We start from the raw sequence: 14,395 nt of genomic DNA on the forward strand, positions 1-14,395 counted from the left end.
TTGCTCCCGCCTTTGCCCGGCTTGCTTCCGGTTCCTGCGCCTGGACGTCCCGGATCGGTTGCGTCTACCCAGCATGTCCCTCGGACCCCGGATGACTTGCATCCGCCGGGCCCGTCGGCTCGAGCTGCTGTCGGGTGCAGCCCGCACGTCATCACCAGCGCGACGAGCAGGCTCGTGTGTTTCAGCATGGCTTGTCCAGTTGGGCTTGTACGACTTGGACGAGCCAGCGGTTGTCCAAGGTGGCGTAGCGGACGACTTCCGCTCGGAACTCGTAGCGGCGCGGCTGGTCCGGGTTGTCCAAGACCTTGCGGTTGTCACCCGGCTTGTCGCTGATGAGATGGAGTTGCGTCCGGTCGAGGCAGTCGGTGATCTTGACGCGCGGATCGGCGTCCTTCAGCGATACCTCGCTCACGACCGGCGCTCGTCCGTAGTCGCCTTCCATATGCGCTGGCACCGAAGCCAGGTTCTGGATTTCCGCCAGGTGCTTGGTCAGTTCGGGATCCACCAGGTACTGGCTGAGGTCTTGGCGCCAGTCCTTGGCTCGCGGATCCTTCTCCGCGGCCGTGCTGGTCTTCCAGTAGCCGTCGTATGCGGCGAGCGCTGCCTGCTTGGCAATTTCCTCCGGCGACGGCGGGAGCGCCGAAGTCGAGGAAGCCGGCGGCGGTGTCTCCGGGCTCGGTGCAGGTGTTCCGCTGTTGGAGCAGCTCGTCGCGCTGATCACGACAATCGCCAGCACCGAAATACGAAGACATTTCATTGAGCACGCGTCCTTCTCGTTGTGATTTGGCCGCGCTGATTGTCCTGAGAATTTCCGTTCACGGCTCATCGTCATGCTCCGATCAGACTGATGAGCGCGTTGCCGCCGCTCGCGGCCAGCGCCTGCTCGAGGTGCGCCGAGCTGACGATCACGTCGACGACCATTGATCCGTCCCGGTCCGGTCGGCCGACCTCGGCGACGCGGGCCTGAAACGACCCGTCGCCGCCACACGGGGCTTTCGCCGACGGCAGCCAAACACAGACGAGCGCCCCAGACCGCAAAGGCTGTGCTGGGCGCTGCGCGCCGGTGGCGAGAAGACCGACGACGTGGGCTCCAGGTCCTGCGGACCAGTCGGAGGCCAGATCACTGATGGTCAAGATCGTGCCTTTGGCCAAGCCGGTCGCGAGCGAGTGCCCCAGCACATCGGCTCGGTCAGCTGACCTGACGAATCGCACTCCGTGGTCGGGTTCAAGCTCGACGGTGGTCAAGTCCTGTTCGGCGATTTTCTGTATGGCGCCTACGTCGCGTGCCAGCACGAGGACAGGAATCGTCTTGTCGTGCAGGAGCGATACCACCCAGATGATCGGCACCGCGACGATGGCCGCGATCGCGGCCGCCGCCACATGCATCATCGGCCCGTACTTCTTCTCCTCGGGTTCTTCGGTCGACGGAGCCGGGCTTGAGGTGCTAGTCCGCGGCGCGGAGTCAGTGATCGTCATGACGCGACCTCGACGTCGGCTGGATCAGCTCGTTCGATCACGAGCCGCCAGTCCTTGCACTCGGTGCACCAGACGTACCCGTCCACCGTCTTGGGGTCCGTGCTGAGCATCTCGTCGGTCGCGGGCAGTTCCTCCCAATGACCGCATTCGAGGATGTAGTCGGCGACCATCCCTGGCTCCTCCCCCTTGCTTCGACGGAAACCAGCCGGGGCAACTCGGCGTCGTGTCCGACTGCGAGGGGGCAAGTGCCCCAGCCGGCGTCCGTCTTTTCCCTGCGTCGCCAGGCAGTCCGTTTCTGCTGGCTGCCTTCTGGAATACCGGGGAGGGGTCGACTGAGGGCAACGTAAGTCCCCCACTGAGCCTGGGCTCAGTGGACGGTTTCTCACCCATTCGGGCGCTCGATCCCGGCGAATACGGCCACCGGAAGCTCTGCGGATCGTGTTAGCTGTCAGACATGGAGGGGTGGGACGTTCCGTATCGGCACAGCGTGCAAACCGCGCTCGAAGTACTGCGCGGGCGCTGGACGGTCGCGGTGCTGGCCGCGCTGGCACGCGGAGAAACCCAGTACAAGGACTTGATCACCACGATCAACGAAGTCGAGCAGCGCGTGAGCCGCGGCCGAAAGCTCTCCGACCGGGTTCTCACCGACACGCTCCAGCGCGCTCGCGACGACGGGCTGATCGAGCGCTACGCGGCCGAGACCGGCAACTTCTCGGTCGTCTCGTACCAGCTCACACCAATAGGTCGCTCGCTTCTGCGTGCTGTCCGGCCGCTCGCCGAGTGGGCGCAAGAGAACCGAGACCAGCTCAAAGGGAACACCGAGACCGTCAACCAGCAGAGTTAGACCGGCCGGGCGTGATGGCGTGGACCCGGTCTCGGCCTGCGTCCTTCGCCGCGAAGACCACGTTGTCCGCAGCGAGCAGGACCTCCTCGAGGTCGTCTCCAGCCATCGGGTAGGCGGCGGCGCCGATGGACACGCTTAGCCGCAGGTCCTTCAGCGGATCGCCTTGCTCCAGGTCGTTCAGCCGCACAGCGCGCACGGCCGCGCAGATCCGGTTTCCCACCTCGACGGCGGCGTCGGTATCGGTGTCCGGGAGCAGTACGACGAACTCTTCCCCGCCGAATCGGCCGCAGAGGTCGTAGGAACGGATGCTCTGCTTGATCGTGCGCGCGATGGCGCGCAGAGCGTCGTCGCCGACCAGGTGGCCGTAGGTGTCGTTGACCCCTTTGAAGTGGTCGACGTCGACCATCAGCACTCCGACCGGTGTCTTGTGCCTGCGAGCCCGGTCGATCTCCTTAAGCGCGAGGCTCTGCCAGGTTGTCGCATTCAGCAAGCCGGTCTTCTGGTCCGTCGTCGCGGCCAGCTCGAGCTGCCGGACGAGAACGCTGCGGGTCAGCACGAACAGCGGTAGCAGGACGAACGCCAGCGCCAGAGGAAACATCGACATCAGCAGGGCGACGATCACGCCGACGCACAGGGTCGCAAACTCGAGGGTGTTCTCGCTCCAGCTGCCCGCCAGCCTGCCAAGGGACCGCTCACCCTGGGCAAGCGCGATGACGCCAGCGACCAAGCTCGAGTTCATCAGCCAGTAAACGACGATCACCAAGACGAGGCCGCCGACCCCGGCAAGGCGCGAGAAGTCGAGAGCAGCCGCAGCCGGGAACCACTTCACGAAGGCGGCTGCCACGTAGCAAGTGAGGATCACCGAGCTGACGCTGAACAGCGCGCGGTAGAGGTTCATCCCCGAGACTCGGCGCCAGCTCCTTGCCCACATGTGCCCGTAGAGGACGACCGCGGCCAGCGCCGTGAGGCCGGGCGGGAACAGAAGTGCTGCGGCGAGCGTCCAGACCGAGCTCATGTTCACGTGCGGGGTGTCCGAGAACCTGCGGCGCAGCTGCTCGACCCGATGCGTGACCTCGGCCGCCGCCAAACCCAGCACCACCAGCACGCCGCAGCGAAGCAAATCCCGCTGCGTGACGACGTGAAAATCAGCGAGGAAAACCGTCGCCACTACCGCGACGGCTTCGATACTCAACACGTACGCGAGCACTCGAGGCGGGAGTGCCCATAGTTTCCATGTGTTGATCATCCAGATGCGGTGCGTAACCGTTCGACCCTGATCAGCTCTTATGGGCGACTTGACCTTCATACTTGACGGGCTTGCGTCCCCAGGCGGTCCACCGGTGGGCGCCTTCGCGGTGACCTCAGCGGATGGGCCGTCCAGGCAGTCCGTTCGCTGGGAGGAGGTTCCGTCCATGGGTAACAAGGACTGGTGATCACCCACGTCCGTAGCCGACGAACCGCGCTCGCTCCCGGTCCGCCGCCGGGAGCGAGTGAAGTACCACAGCATCCCGATCACCAGCGCCAGCACCGTGGCCACCAGGCCGGACAGTGCCACCGCCCGGAATGGGCCGACGGCTTCAGCCGCGACTCCACCAGCCAGGATCGCGATGCCCTGGGAGCTGTACAAACAGGTCGCCATCCGGCCCATGACCCGCCCTCGGCGAGCATCCGGCACGAGGTCGACGACCAGTGTTTGCGTCTGGATCAGGTAGAGGCCTGACAGGGCACCCGACATCGCCCACAGGACGATCGAGACGACCAGGCCGACCTGAAACGTGCACAAGATGAGCGGGATTCCGGCCGAGGCAGCCAGGAGAGCAGCCGACATCGGCGAGACCGGGATCCGAAGTCGCGTGCTCAACCAGGCGCCCAGCGCACTCCCGATCGGATCGGCCGCGAACAGCAGGCCGACGCCGACAGCGGACGCTCCCAGAGCGTGCGCATAAGGCGCGGCCAAGCCTTCGGGGACGACGTAGAAGCCGATCAGCAGCACCAAGGCGAAGAGGACGAGCTGCTGTCGACCGCCGCTCTTGGTCGCTGGCTCTTGCGATGCTTTCTCGGTTGAAGGCTCAATCGCTGGCTGCTCGGCGCGGACGCCGACCACGATGATGAGCGCGCTGAGCAGGAACGTCGCCGCGTTGAGCAGCATGCCGAGGTGCGGCTCGATCACGGACAGCAGAAAGCCGCCGGACGCGAAGGCCACCAGTTGGGCGATCTGGCCGGTGAACTGCCGCAGGGCGGCGCCGGCGGGAAACCGTTCCCGCCCGAGGATCTGCGGCATGATCGCCAACTGCGCGGCCTTGAAGGGCCCGGCCGCGGCGCTGAGCAGCGCGGTGCAGATCCACAACGCGGGCAACGGCAGCATCGGCAGCGCCATCGCGGCGGCGAGCAGCCCGCGGACGACGTCGGTGACGATCAGGACGGTGCGCCTCGGGTACCGATCGGCGAGCCCGGACAGCAAGAAGCCGCCGAGCACCGACGGGATGAACGTCAAGGCGTAGGTCATCGCGGTCAGGGCCGCGGACGAAGTCCTCGCGAAGACGACGAGCGACAGCGCCACGCGAGCGATCTGGTCTCCGCCGATCGAGAACAGCTCTGCGAACCACAGCGCGCGGAACTCGCGCACGCGCAATGGCTCGCCAAAACTGACGCGCCGACGTTCGGCCATACCGCCCCCCTGCGAACTCCAGGCGGCGCTGCGGGCGCGCCATGCTGGTAGTTTTCAGGTCCCGTTAGACCCACTTGGACCAACCACGGTATGCCCGGAGCGTCGTCAAACGCACACGTGCAGCTACAGTTCCCTCGAATGTAGTAACGCTGTTACCAAGCGTAATGTTCACCTCGACGTGATCGACAACCACGGACTGTTATCGAACCGGCCGGCGGCCAAGCCTTCCCTGACCTGCACGGGCTGAAGGTCGCTCGCGCCGAGCTCTTCCAGCTCGAGCCAGACATACCCTGGCCGTGCCTCGCTCTGGTCGAGCCGCTGTTCGAGGCACGCGTCGAAGACGAAAGTGATCTCGTGGATGGCGCGCCCCCGATCGTCTCGGTAACGGCGCTCAACCACCGCCAGAAACTCGGTCTCGACCACGGCGATCCCGATGAGCATTCGCACAACGCGCCGAAGGGCAAGTTCGATCGGCTCACCAGCGTGCACCAACCCGCCAGGCAGTAGGCACGCCGCGCCCGAACCTGAGCTAGACGCCAGCAGATGGCCGTCGCGGCAGATGACTGCCGCAACGCGAGCCTCCATCAGACAAGCGCTCATCACTCACCCTCGGCCAGCTCCGTGATGCGCCGTGAAATGAGAAGCCGACTCGGCTCCACGCCGAGGGCGCTCCCGCGCAGATTCCTGAACGCACGCAAACACGGCTTCGTATCAGCATCCTCATGCCAGTACACACCGCCACCGACGACAGTCGACTGGTAGATGACGTTCTCGGCCCTGGGACCGAAGCGGAACGCGCTCACCTCGTTGCCCGCCAGCGGATTCGGCTCTCCGTTGGCAAGCACGACTTGCACTTGAATCCACGGACGCTTGGCGGCCACGCTCAGCAGAGACTGAAGCTGATCACGCATGACGGTACGGCTTCCGATTTGGCGTCGTAGCGCGGTTTCGCCTACGCCGAACCACAGGGGTGTCTTCCGATCGAGAATGGACTGTCGATCTGCCGCGAACTCCAGCAAGGTCTCGAGTGGCGCACGCGCGGGACGCGCAGCGATCTCAGAGATTGCAGAGGTATATTCAGGAGTCTGCAGCAAATCCGGCACGTAACCCTCGCTAACATAGAAGATCTCGACCGCATCCTCTTCGAAATCCCTCAACCGCAGCAGCGAATTAGGAATCAAGGGCATGCTCTTCCGCTTCGACTGACGCGCACGAGCCCGTTCTCCCAGCGTCATCATGTCGGAGTAGTCTTCGCCGCGAACGTCGAGCCTGTGCAGTATTGCTTTGAGCTCAAGCTGCTTAACAGTGCGCTCGCCCCGTTCGACCTTGCTGATCTGGCTTGCATCACATTCGATGACCTCTGCGATTTCACGTTGTTGCACACCGGCTTCAAGCCGGAGGCGCCGCAGTTCCGAACCGAACTGGCGACGCGAAACAACCTGCCTCATCATGCGAAATCCTTCTACAGATTGAAATTATTGCTATGAACCGGTGGGCAAGCGGAGCTCTTACACTCCGACGGCTGAGCGGCGGAGAACGCTGCGGATCGCACTGACAGCCAAGGCGTACCCAGGCGCACGTTGATGTTCGCGGGTCGGCTCGCGAATCCATCGCGCGAGGCCAGGTCCGCCTGGCAGGAGGATGCGCTGCGGACCGGAGATCAGCTCGGTCCAGCCAGGAATATCGGGCGGCACGCTCGTGGGCGTGTCGGCGAGAAAAATCCATCGCTTCTGCCGCTCAGGACTCTTCAGCGTCGGAACGAACATCCCGCGGCGCGTGAACTCCGCGCTGACCTCGCTCGCAAGCGCGACCGGAAGCACCAGCCCGACCATGCCCGCGTTGGTCGGCAGGTAGCAATGCCCGTTCTCGAACTGGACCGGCCACCCCAGCTCGACGCTGTAGTGATGGAATTGTTTGGACGTAACAATAGTAGGCGCCATGACGGCTCTCTCGGAATGGTTGAACGCTGGCGTGGCTGTGGTTCGCCGGGCTAGCCCAGGCGTGCGGTGATGAAGGTGATCGCGCGTTCGAGTGCGTGTTCGTGGCCGCTCGCGGGCAGTGGATCGTGCGGCAACTCGAGGTCGCACAGGACCTGCTGGACGTGTTTGTCCGCGAGCAATCGGAAGTCGAGGTTGCTGTCCCGCGCCTTTTCCGCACCGACCGGGATACTCGGATCCAAGGTGGTGCGGAAGAGCAAATCGTAGCTGGCGCTATGGCTGCGGACGAGTCCGTCGAGATAGGACAGTGCCGTCGGATCGGGTGACTCGTCGCGATACTCGAGGGCGGCACGGTAGTAACCGAGCGCGTCGGGGACGGCGCGGTCGACGAGGACGACGTCGGCGTGCAGCCAGGCCTCCAGCTCGTCGCTGATGCCGCGGGTGATAATCCACGCTGTCGAGGTCCAGGTGTGGTTGTACAGAATCGGCATCCCGCGACGCTGGGCCTGCTCCCCCAGGTCGGCGACGGTGGCGACCTGGATCCGGCGGCGCCTCAGCTCGTGCGTCAGCTGCGAGAGGAACGTCGTCTTACCGGTGGAGTGCGTACCGAGGACGCCGATACTGACCGGCCGCTCCACCTGCTCGGTCGTCACCACAGCCCGCCCCCAGTATCCTCGGGCGGCACGAACGCGGGCAGCGCGGCGGCCCGCACCAGCGCATCCCAGCCGAGCTCGCTTTCCGCCACAAGGGTGTGGAAGAGCTGCCAGGCGCACCAGGTGTCGAAGCGCGCGCGGTGACGACGCTGGTCGGAGATACCGCTGGTGTCCAGGCTCGCGTGCTCGATGAGCGCGTCGAGCCCGTACTTGCCGATGCCGGGCCACACGTGCTTGGCCAGCCGCGCGGTGTCGAGCACCAGCGGCGGGTTCCAGTCCGGGAAGTGCGCGCCGAGGACCCGGTGCTCCACCGTCGCGCTGTGCGCGATCAGCACCCGCCCCGCCAGCGCGTCGTCGATCTCAGGCGCGACGCCGCGCCAGGGCGGGCAGTGGGCGACGTCCTCGTTGGTGATGCCGTGGACTTTGCGCGTGACCAGCGAGGTGATCTCTTTCGCCGGTTGGATCAGCCACGACTGCATGGTGTGTTCGGTCGGCGGCTGGTCGTCGACGGGCAGGATGGCGATTTCGATGATCTCGGGTGGCTGCTGGCCGTTGCCTTCGACGTCGACGACCGCCAGCCGCTGGCCGTGCAGGGCGCTGGGCAGGGTGTTCATGACGCCTCCGGGGCGGGCTCGGGCCAGCCGAGGTCGGCTCGGCCGTGCCGGTGCGGGTGGTGCGGCTTGGTCACGTCATGCACCTGGAATCCGAAATGATGCTGGATCCGGTAGCGGCGCTGCTCGTCGAGCCCCGACACCACTGCGGCGCGGTCGGTGACCGCGATCAGCGTGCCGCCCAGGCTCGCCGCCATCGCGGCGACATCCCGAGCCTCCGGCTGCTTCCAGCCGGATGTGCATCGTCCCAGCTGCGCCGCCGGGCAGATGTCGCACAGCTCCCGGACGCCGACATGCCCGTTGTAGTCCGGCAGCCCGTGCGCGTAGGCGACGGCGCACGAGGTCTTGCGGAACAGCGGTGAGGCGCCCGGCGGCCGGGCGGCTGCGGCGGTCAGGATGGCCTGCTCCAGCCGCTCCGGGAAGACCTTCCTCCTCGCACCTTCGGCATATGGTTCGGGCAGGCCATGGGCCTGAAAGTAGTCGCGGATCTGGTCCTTGTAGAACAAGCCGGTGAACACGGTCGCGTGCGCATGAGAACTCAGTGCCAGCGCGCGCTGCAGATGAACCGGGGAATCGTTGAGACCTGGCACGATCGGCCGCCAGTACAGGATCACCCGGTAGCGCTCGGCGTGCGCGTACGCGGTCCGCAGCGACGTCGCGGCGATCTCGGAGTTCACCGGCTCGACCCGAGCGTCGTCGATGCCGGAATAGGTGATCAGCACCGTGACTTTCAGGTGCCGCAACGAATTGAGCACCGCACAGTCCTCGGGACTGAGGCGCCAGCGCGTGATCACCAAGACATGATTGGTCAGCTCCTGCTCGTCGAGCAGCCGCAGCATCTCGAAGGTGTGCTCCTTCACCACAGGCAGCATCGGGTCCGTCGCCCGGTTCAGCAGCTGGATCGGTGTCACATGCGGCTCGAAGAACGGATGGCCGGTCAGCAGCGCGGCCGCTTCCGACTCTCGCATCAACGCCCTGGGCACGGTCATGCTGAAGTTGTCGAACAGATGCCGCACGCAATAGCCGCAATCGAGCGGGCAGCCGATGATCCAGTTCAACGACAAACCCGACTTGCGGTTCTCCACGACCTCCAGCAGCTCAGGCCGCACATAAGCACGCTCAGCGTCGGTCAGCATCCGCACAGGGCGCCGGATAGCGCGAGGCGGCACCTCCGCCTGAAGCTCTTGCCCCGAGATCATCGCCACGGGAACCTCCTGATCGTCGACACCGGTTAAGGACTGATGTCATACGACCAGGACCAGCTATGATCACGTAACGAGGCAAATCAACCACCGGCCGTATTTGCCCCCTCGGCCTACCGGAGCAACCAATGAAAGACGATGCGACTACCGAGCCAGATCGGCCCGCGGCGAAGCTCCTCGCTACGCGAATCCAGCAGCTCCGCCGAGACGCAGGTCTGAGCCAGCCCGAGCTGGCGGCGAGGATCGGCTATAGCCGGCAGTACGTCTCCATGGCCGAACGAAAAGTGGCCAACCTCCCGTCGCGAGGCTTAGTCAGCGCTTTGGACAGCGCTCTCGACGCCGCAGGCGAACTCCTCAATTTGCGAGAAGCGGCACTGGCGGAGCAGAAACGGCTACGTACCAACGATACGGCGACCAATCTGCCTGTCCTCGACAGTGCCGCGGTTACGCCGACAGCTGCTCAGGTCACAGTAGGCCTCGATCCGTACAGCGCGATCGAGCTTGACGTGAGCCCAGTCGAGTACCTCGCGCAAACGTCGGTCGAGACGCCTGTCCCCCAGCAAATAGGCTGGACAGACGTTGAGCACGTCCGCACCACCACGCGGGCGATCGCCATGTCGGAGAACCTCTTCGGCGGCGGCCTTTCTTGCGACGCCGCGCTCGGGCAGCTTCGGTGGGCAGGCCGCCTGCTCGAGGCGCGCGCCACGAACGAAGTCCGCGACGCCATGTCCGAAGCCGTCGGAAACCTCAGCAGCGTGGTCGCACATTCAGCATTCGACATAGCGAACTACGACGCGGCCGACCGTTGCTTCCGGTTCAGCTTGTGGTGTGCTCGACAAGGAAACTCCTGGTCCTTGCGTGCCAACACTCTCGCGGAACTGGCTCGAATGGTCATCTACCTGGGCGACCTCGACAAAGCGCTGTCGTTGATCGAGTTCGCCCAGGTCCGCTCTGATCGAATCCCAGCAACCGCACGAGCCATGCTGTCCGCCCTCCGCGCACGCATCCTCGCGCTCACCGACCGAACGGCCGAGGCAGTCTCCGAAGTGGACCGTGCGGACAGCCACTTCGCAGACCGCGACCCCGCCGGAGATCCACCGTGGCTGTGCTACTACGACGAAGCCGAACACCAAGGAAGCACAGGAAAAGCGCTCATTCCAGTCGCACACCAAAACAAGCATGCCGAACTAGCCGCCGTACGGCTCCGCAACGCCATCGAACTGCACGGCTCGACCTACCCGCGTTCCCGAACGTTCTCCCGGACTCGTCTCGCTGCACTTCTGATGACGACGGGCGATCCGCATGAAGGTCTCGACGTCGGCCGTCAAGCTGTCGTTGAAGCGGCTCCTATCCGATCCCAACGGCTCACCGCCGAGCTCCGCACCTTGGCACACGTATCTGAACAGCATGAGAGCATCGGAGACGTCGCCGAGTTGCGCCGGGACATCACCTTGCTTGCAGGAGCGCAAACCTGAGATGACGAAAGATGTTGCCTGGGATCAAGCCGTCGTCGACGAAACACTCGCCGCGGCCGCACGGCTCGCGGGATTCGACTACGCCGGCGCCGAGCTCATCCGCAACGGGTCCAACGCTCTGTATCGCCTGCCGTCAGGCGTTGTAGCCCGAATTGGGCGCCCAGGAACAGAGGCAGTCGCGCGACGCGAGGTCGCTGTCGCCGAATGGTTTCGCGGATCGGGCCTGGCAGCGGTGGAAACTCTACCCGGCATCCGGCAGCCAACAGTGGTCGGCGACCGGCCGGTGACATGGTGGGCCCTGCTTCCGGAGCACCGACCAGCCTCTCCAGCAGAGCTCGGCGATGTTCTACGCACCATCCACGCACTGCCCATCACGAGCGCGCCGGATCTGCCACGCCACGATCCCTTCGCCGACTTGGACTCTCGTATCTCGAGCACACGAGTTCTCCGCGAAGCAGAACTCGCCTGGCTAAGCGACCACCTGCACGAATTGCAGCGAAGCTACGGACAGCGTCTTGACGACGATGCACCCGTAGTCATCCACGGCGACGCATGGCAAGGCAACATCGCCGTCCCGAAGTCAGGCCAGCCGATCGTGCTCGACCTTGAGGCGGTGTCGATAGGCCACCGCGCGTGGGATCTGATCCAACTCGCAGTCGACTACACGGACTTCGCGAGGATCACCGAAGCGGACTACTGCAGCTTCGTCGCTGCGTATGGCGGGTATGACGTGACCGCGGATGCCGACTACCGCCTCTTCGGTGACATCCAAGAATTACGGTGGGTATGTTTCGCCCTCAGCAAAGCCGATCAGAGGCGGACTCTTGCAGAGGAAGCCAGACACCGCTTCGCCTGTATACGTGGCGAAGTTCCTCGCCCATGGGCATGGAACGCAATATGACAGCCACCAGAGTACGGCTGCGATGTTCCGGAATCGAATATGGACTCAACTGTCAATGGTCAGTCTTTCTTTCCGCACCGTAGGCGGCCAGATGTTCTCCCCACTGGACGCTCAACCCGTTCTCCATCCTTGCGAGCAATCGCCAGCGACGATCGCAGTCGCTTACGCCGCAGCGACACCAACGCGTGAGCTGCTCACGTGGATAGGTCCGTGACTCGAAGCAACCCTCCTCGCATAACGGCACGAGGGCAAGTTGTCCCACACGCCGCACATCACCTCGCCAAACATATGAACCTCGCCGGTGCCGACGACCTCATAGGTGATCAGTTCGCCAACCAAAGGCTCCTCAAAGACTGTGGAGCTCACCGCTCCTGCTCCGAGCCTTGCTGCTCGGTCGCGGCGTTCGCGGCGTGCACATCTTCAACGAAGCCACCAGGTTCGATCCACGTCGTCGTCCGGTCAATCGGTTCCGTCATAACGATTCATCACCAGTCAGAAACTCACGGTCCGAGGCCATCACCAGGATCCTCCAATCGTCAGCATCAAATCAGAACTGCCCCATACGACCAGGACCAGCTATGATCACGTAACGAGGCAAATCAACTACCTGTAGTATTTGCCCCCCTTGCGTAGCCGGACCGCACCCGGAGTACTCATGCCCGAAGACATCGACAGCGTTGAGGCAACGTCGGCCGCCGAACGTTTGGCAGCCGAGATCCGGTTGCGCCGCAAAGCAGCCGGGCTCAGCCAGCCGGAGCTGGCCGCAGAAATTTCCTACACGCGGCAGTACGTCTCGCTGGCAGAGCGTGCAGGGAAGAACCTGCCATCAATCGAGCTGGTTAAGGCAATCGACGCAGCGCTCGAAGCGGGCGGCAGTCTGCTGAAACTTAGGGAAGCCGCCAAAGCTGAGCAAAGAGCGCGTCGTGCACAGCTCGGTGGCTCGCCAGCGGTCTCTTTCGCGACGGAGGCCGTGCGCGCTGAGATGCCACGACTCCGAGCGGCGCTCGCGACGCACGACCTTCCCGACGATGGTCCGGTTCGACCGCTGGCCGTGCTCGAGAAGACCGTCAGCGATCTGGTTGCGCAGCGTGTGGAGGCGCGGTACAGCCAGATCATCGGCAAGCTGCCGGAGCTGCTGTCCGAACTCGGTCGCGCTCATCTCGAGTCACGCGGACAGGAGCGTGAGCAGATCACGCAGATGCTCGCGATGGCCTACCGGGCTGCGGACGGTGTCGCGTTCAAGTTCGGGTACTCGGATCTGTCCGCGCGCATCATAGACCTCATGCGCCTCACGACGGCTGAGTCTCATGATCGGCTGTTGGCCGCTTCCGTGTCCTACGTCCGCACGGAAACCTTCTTCGCCACCGGCGATCTGGATGCAGGCGGCCGTGCACTGGCGAAGGCCATCGACGCCATGCCAAGTTCGTCGCACGCCGCCGCCACCGCGACCCGCGGCTCGCTGCACATGCGCGCGGCGGTCGTCGCGGCACGCGCAGGCAAAGCCGACGAAGCCCACGATCACCTCGACGAAGCTCGCACGGCGGCGGCGGACGTCAGCGAAGGCGTTTACTACGGCACTGCCTTCGGACCGGCATCGGTCAAGATCCACGACGTCGCCGTGGCCGTCGAGCTCGGCGACAGCCCGACGGCGGTCCAGCGCGGACGCGACTGGCGGCCGCCTCGCCAGCTCCCGGCCGAACGGCAATCGCACTACTACATCGACCTCGCGGGCGCCCAGCTCGAGGTCGGCCGCGCCGACGACGCCTACGCCTCACTGCAGCTTGCTCGCCAGATCGCACCTCAGCACACCCGTGAGCATCCCCGCGTCAGGCTCGCACTGTCAGCCCTTCTGCGCAGCCGTCCTACGACGAATGCGGATCTGAAGGACTTCGCGACCTGGGCAGGAGCGCGCTGACCGAGTTCAGCGCTCGACAGTGAGCAGGGCGGGCAGCTCGGCCAACGAATCGATCACCCAGTCCGCATGCTGCTCGACCAGCGGATCGTCCGCCCAGAGGTACCCCCACGGCCCCCGCCGCACGAGAGCAGTCCGCAGACCGGCGTTCTTGCCCGCGACGATGTCGTTGTCCCGGTGATCACCCACGTAAACAATCTCACCCGCAGGCCGACCAGCCATCTCGACCACGCGTTCGAAAAACTCCCTCTTCGGCTTCGCTACGCCCCATTCAGCCGACGTGGCGATCGCGTCGACCGGCAGATCCAGGGCACGCAACAACCGCGCCGCCTTCGCGGTCTGGTTCCCGGCGACGCCGATCCAGAACCCGCGCTCACGGAGCTGGGTCAGGCTGGGCACCACGTCGGGGTAGAGGTCGGCGCTGTCGATCTGCTCGCCGAGCCCAGCGTCCTCCCGCTGCTGCCGCTCCCGCGCGAGGTCGAAGCCCGGCCGGAAGTACTGGAACGTCTCCGCGTTGTCCCTGCCCGCCGCGGTCACCGCGCCGAGAACAGCCGAGAACGTGTGCCTGCGGACCTTGAGCCAGTCCGCCCACGCGTTCCACTCCCGCGTGTCGTCCAGCAGCGTCTCGCCGACGTCAAACACCACCGCGTTCACCACACCACCTTCCTACGCCATGGCGATCCAGGGCGGCGACCTGGGCTCCAGGCTCGGCAAGC

At 64.9% G+C, this 14,395-nt stretch carries 15 protein-coding genes; 4 read left to right on the forward strand and 11 right to left on the reverse strand.

What is annotated here, in order from left to right:
- Positions 1 to 181: 181 nt before the first annotated feature.
- The 3 genes from ACFV15_RS08435 to ACFV15_RS08445 all read right to left on the reverse strand — a co-directional run bounded on the left by ACFV15_RS08435 (position 182) and on the right by ACFV15_RS08445 (position 1,646).
- On the reverse strand, positions 182 to 757 hold the full coding sequence (locus ACFV15_RS08435; protein ID WP_378349537.1) for a hypothetical protein: 576 nt from the start codon (positions 755 to 757) through the stop codon (positions 182 to 184).
- A 71-nt stretch (positions 758 to 828) separates the two neighbouring features.
- Positions 829 to 1,476 carry an SAF domain-containing protein gene (locus ACFV15_RS08440; protein ID WP_378349538.1) on the reverse strand — a complete coding sequence of 216 codons (648 nt, stop codon included), beginning with the start codon at positions 1,474 to 1,476 and terminating at the stop codon, positions 829 to 831.
- Positions 1,473 to 1,646, reverse strand: coding sequence for a hypothetical protein (locus tag ACFV15_RS08445; RefSeq protein ID WP_378349539.1), 174 nt, complete (start codon positions 1,644 to 1,646; stop codon positions 1,473 to 1,475). The genes ACFV15_RS08440 and ACFV15_RS08445 overlap by 4 nt, the downstream gene beginning before the upstream one ends.
- Positions 1,647 to 1,930: 284 nt before the next feature.
- Here ACFV15_RS08445 and ACFV15_RS08450 point away from each other — a divergent pair, with 284 nt between their 5' ends.
- The gene (locus tag ACFV15_RS08450) at positions 1,931 to 2,320 is read left to right on the forward strand and encodes a winged helix-turn-helix transcriptional regulator (protein ID WP_378349540.1); all 390 of its coding nucleotides are present in this window, start codon (positions 1,931 to 1,933) and stop codon (positions 2,318 to 2,320) included.
- On the opposite strand, the gene ACFV15_RS08455 is transcribed toward ACFV15_RS08450, so the two are convergent.
- The 7 genes from ACFV15_RS08455 to ACFV15_RS08485 all read right to left on the reverse strand — a co-directional run bounded on the left by ACFV15_RS08455 (position 2,304) and on the right by ACFV15_RS08485 (position 9,325).
- On the reverse strand, positions 2,304 to 4,988 hold the full coding sequence (locus tag ACFV15_RS08455) for an MFS transporter (protein ID WP_378349541.1): 2,685 nt from the start codon (positions 4,986 to 4,988) through the stop codon (positions 2,304 to 2,306). The genes ACFV15_RS08450 and ACFV15_RS08455 overlap by 17 nt on opposite strands.
- Positions 4,989 to 5,156: 168 nt before the next feature.
- Entirely contained in the window at positions 5,157 to 5,588 is a 432-nt protein-coding gene (locus ACFV15_RS08460) for an NUDIX domain-containing protein (RefSeq protein WP_378349542.1), read from the reverse strand.
- Positions 5,588 to 6,439: a helix-turn-helix domain-containing protein gene (locus ACFV15_RS08465; RefSeq protein WP_378349543.1), complete on the reverse strand. Its 852-nt coding sequence runs from the start codon at positions 6,437 to 6,439 to the stop codon at positions 5,588 to 5,590. Before ACFV15_RS08465 ends, ACFV15_RS08460 begins: the two co-directional genes overlap by 1 nt.
- A gap of 57 nt (positions 6,440 to 6,496) precedes the next feature.
- The gene (locus ACFV15_RS08470; RefSeq protein ID WP_378349544.1) at positions 6,497 to 6,928 is read right to left on the reverse strand and encodes a hypothetical protein; all 432 of its coding nucleotides are present in this window, start codon (positions 6,926 to 6,928) and stop codon (positions 6,497 to 6,499) included.
- A gap of 50 nt (positions 6,929 to 6,978) precedes the next feature.
- Entirely contained in the window at positions 6,979 to 7,578 is a 600-nt protein-coding gene (locus tag ACFV15_RS08475; RefSeq protein ID WP_378349545.1) for an AAA family ATPase, read from the reverse strand.
- A complete protein-coding gene (locus ACFV15_RS08480; RefSeq protein ID WP_378349546.1) occupies positions 7,575 to 8,192 on the reverse strand; it encodes an exonuclease domain-containing protein in 618 nt (205 codons plus the stop codon). The genes ACFV15_RS08475 and ACFV15_RS08480 overlap by 4 nt, the downstream gene beginning before the upstream one ends.
- The gene (locus ACFV15_RS08485) at positions 8,189 to 9,325 is read right to left on the reverse strand and encodes a radical SAM protein (protein WP_378349547.1); all 1,137 of its coding nucleotides are present in this window, start codon (positions 9,323 to 9,325) and stop codon (positions 8,189 to 8,191) included. Before ACFV15_RS08485 ends, ACFV15_RS08480 begins: the two co-directional genes overlap by 4 nt.
- 194 nt (positions 9,326 to 9,519) lie before the next feature.
- Here ACFV15_RS08485 and ACFV15_RS08490 point away from each other — a divergent pair, with 194 nt between their 5' ends.
- The 3 genes from ACFV15_RS08490 to ACFV15_RS08500 all read left to right on the forward strand — a co-directional run bounded on the left by ACFV15_RS08490 (position 9,520) and on the right by ACFV15_RS08500 (position 13,682).
- Complete coding sequence (locus ACFV15_RS08490; protein ID WP_378349548.1) at positions 9,520 to 10,866, forward strand: helix-turn-helix domain-containing protein; 1,347 nt, start codon at positions 9,520 to 9,522, stop codon at positions 10,864 to 10,866.
- A 1-nt stretch (position 10,867) separates the two neighbouring features.
- A complete protein-coding gene (locus tag ACFV15_RS08495; protein ID WP_378349549.1) occupies positions 10,868 to 11,767 on the forward strand; it encodes a phosphotransferase in 900 nt (299 codons plus the stop codon).
- A 655-nt stretch (positions 11,768 to 12,422) separates the two neighbouring features.
- Positions 12,423 to 13,682 (forward strand): helix-turn-helix transcriptional regulator, encoded by a 1,260-nt coding sequence (locus ACFV15_RS08500; protein WP_378349550.1) that lies wholly within the window; start codon positions 12,423 to 12,425, stop codon positions 13,680 to 13,682.
- Positions 13,683 to 13,688: 6 nt separating this feature from the next.
- Here the strand turns inward: ACFV15_RS08500 and ACFV15_RS08505 are convergent, their stop codons facing one another.
- Positions 13,689 to 14,336, reverse strand: a complete 648-nt coding sequence (locus ACFV15_RS08505; RefSeq protein WP_378349551.1) for an HAD family hydrolase — start codon at positions 14,334 to 14,336, stop codon at positions 13,689 to 13,691.
- Positions 14,337 to 14,395 lie beyond the last annotated feature (59 nt).

This window comes from Amycolatopsis sp. NPDC059657, from assembly GCF_042734395.1.
GTDB lineage: Bacteria > Actinomycetota > Actinomycetes > Mycobacteriales > Pseudonocardiaceae > Amycolatopsis.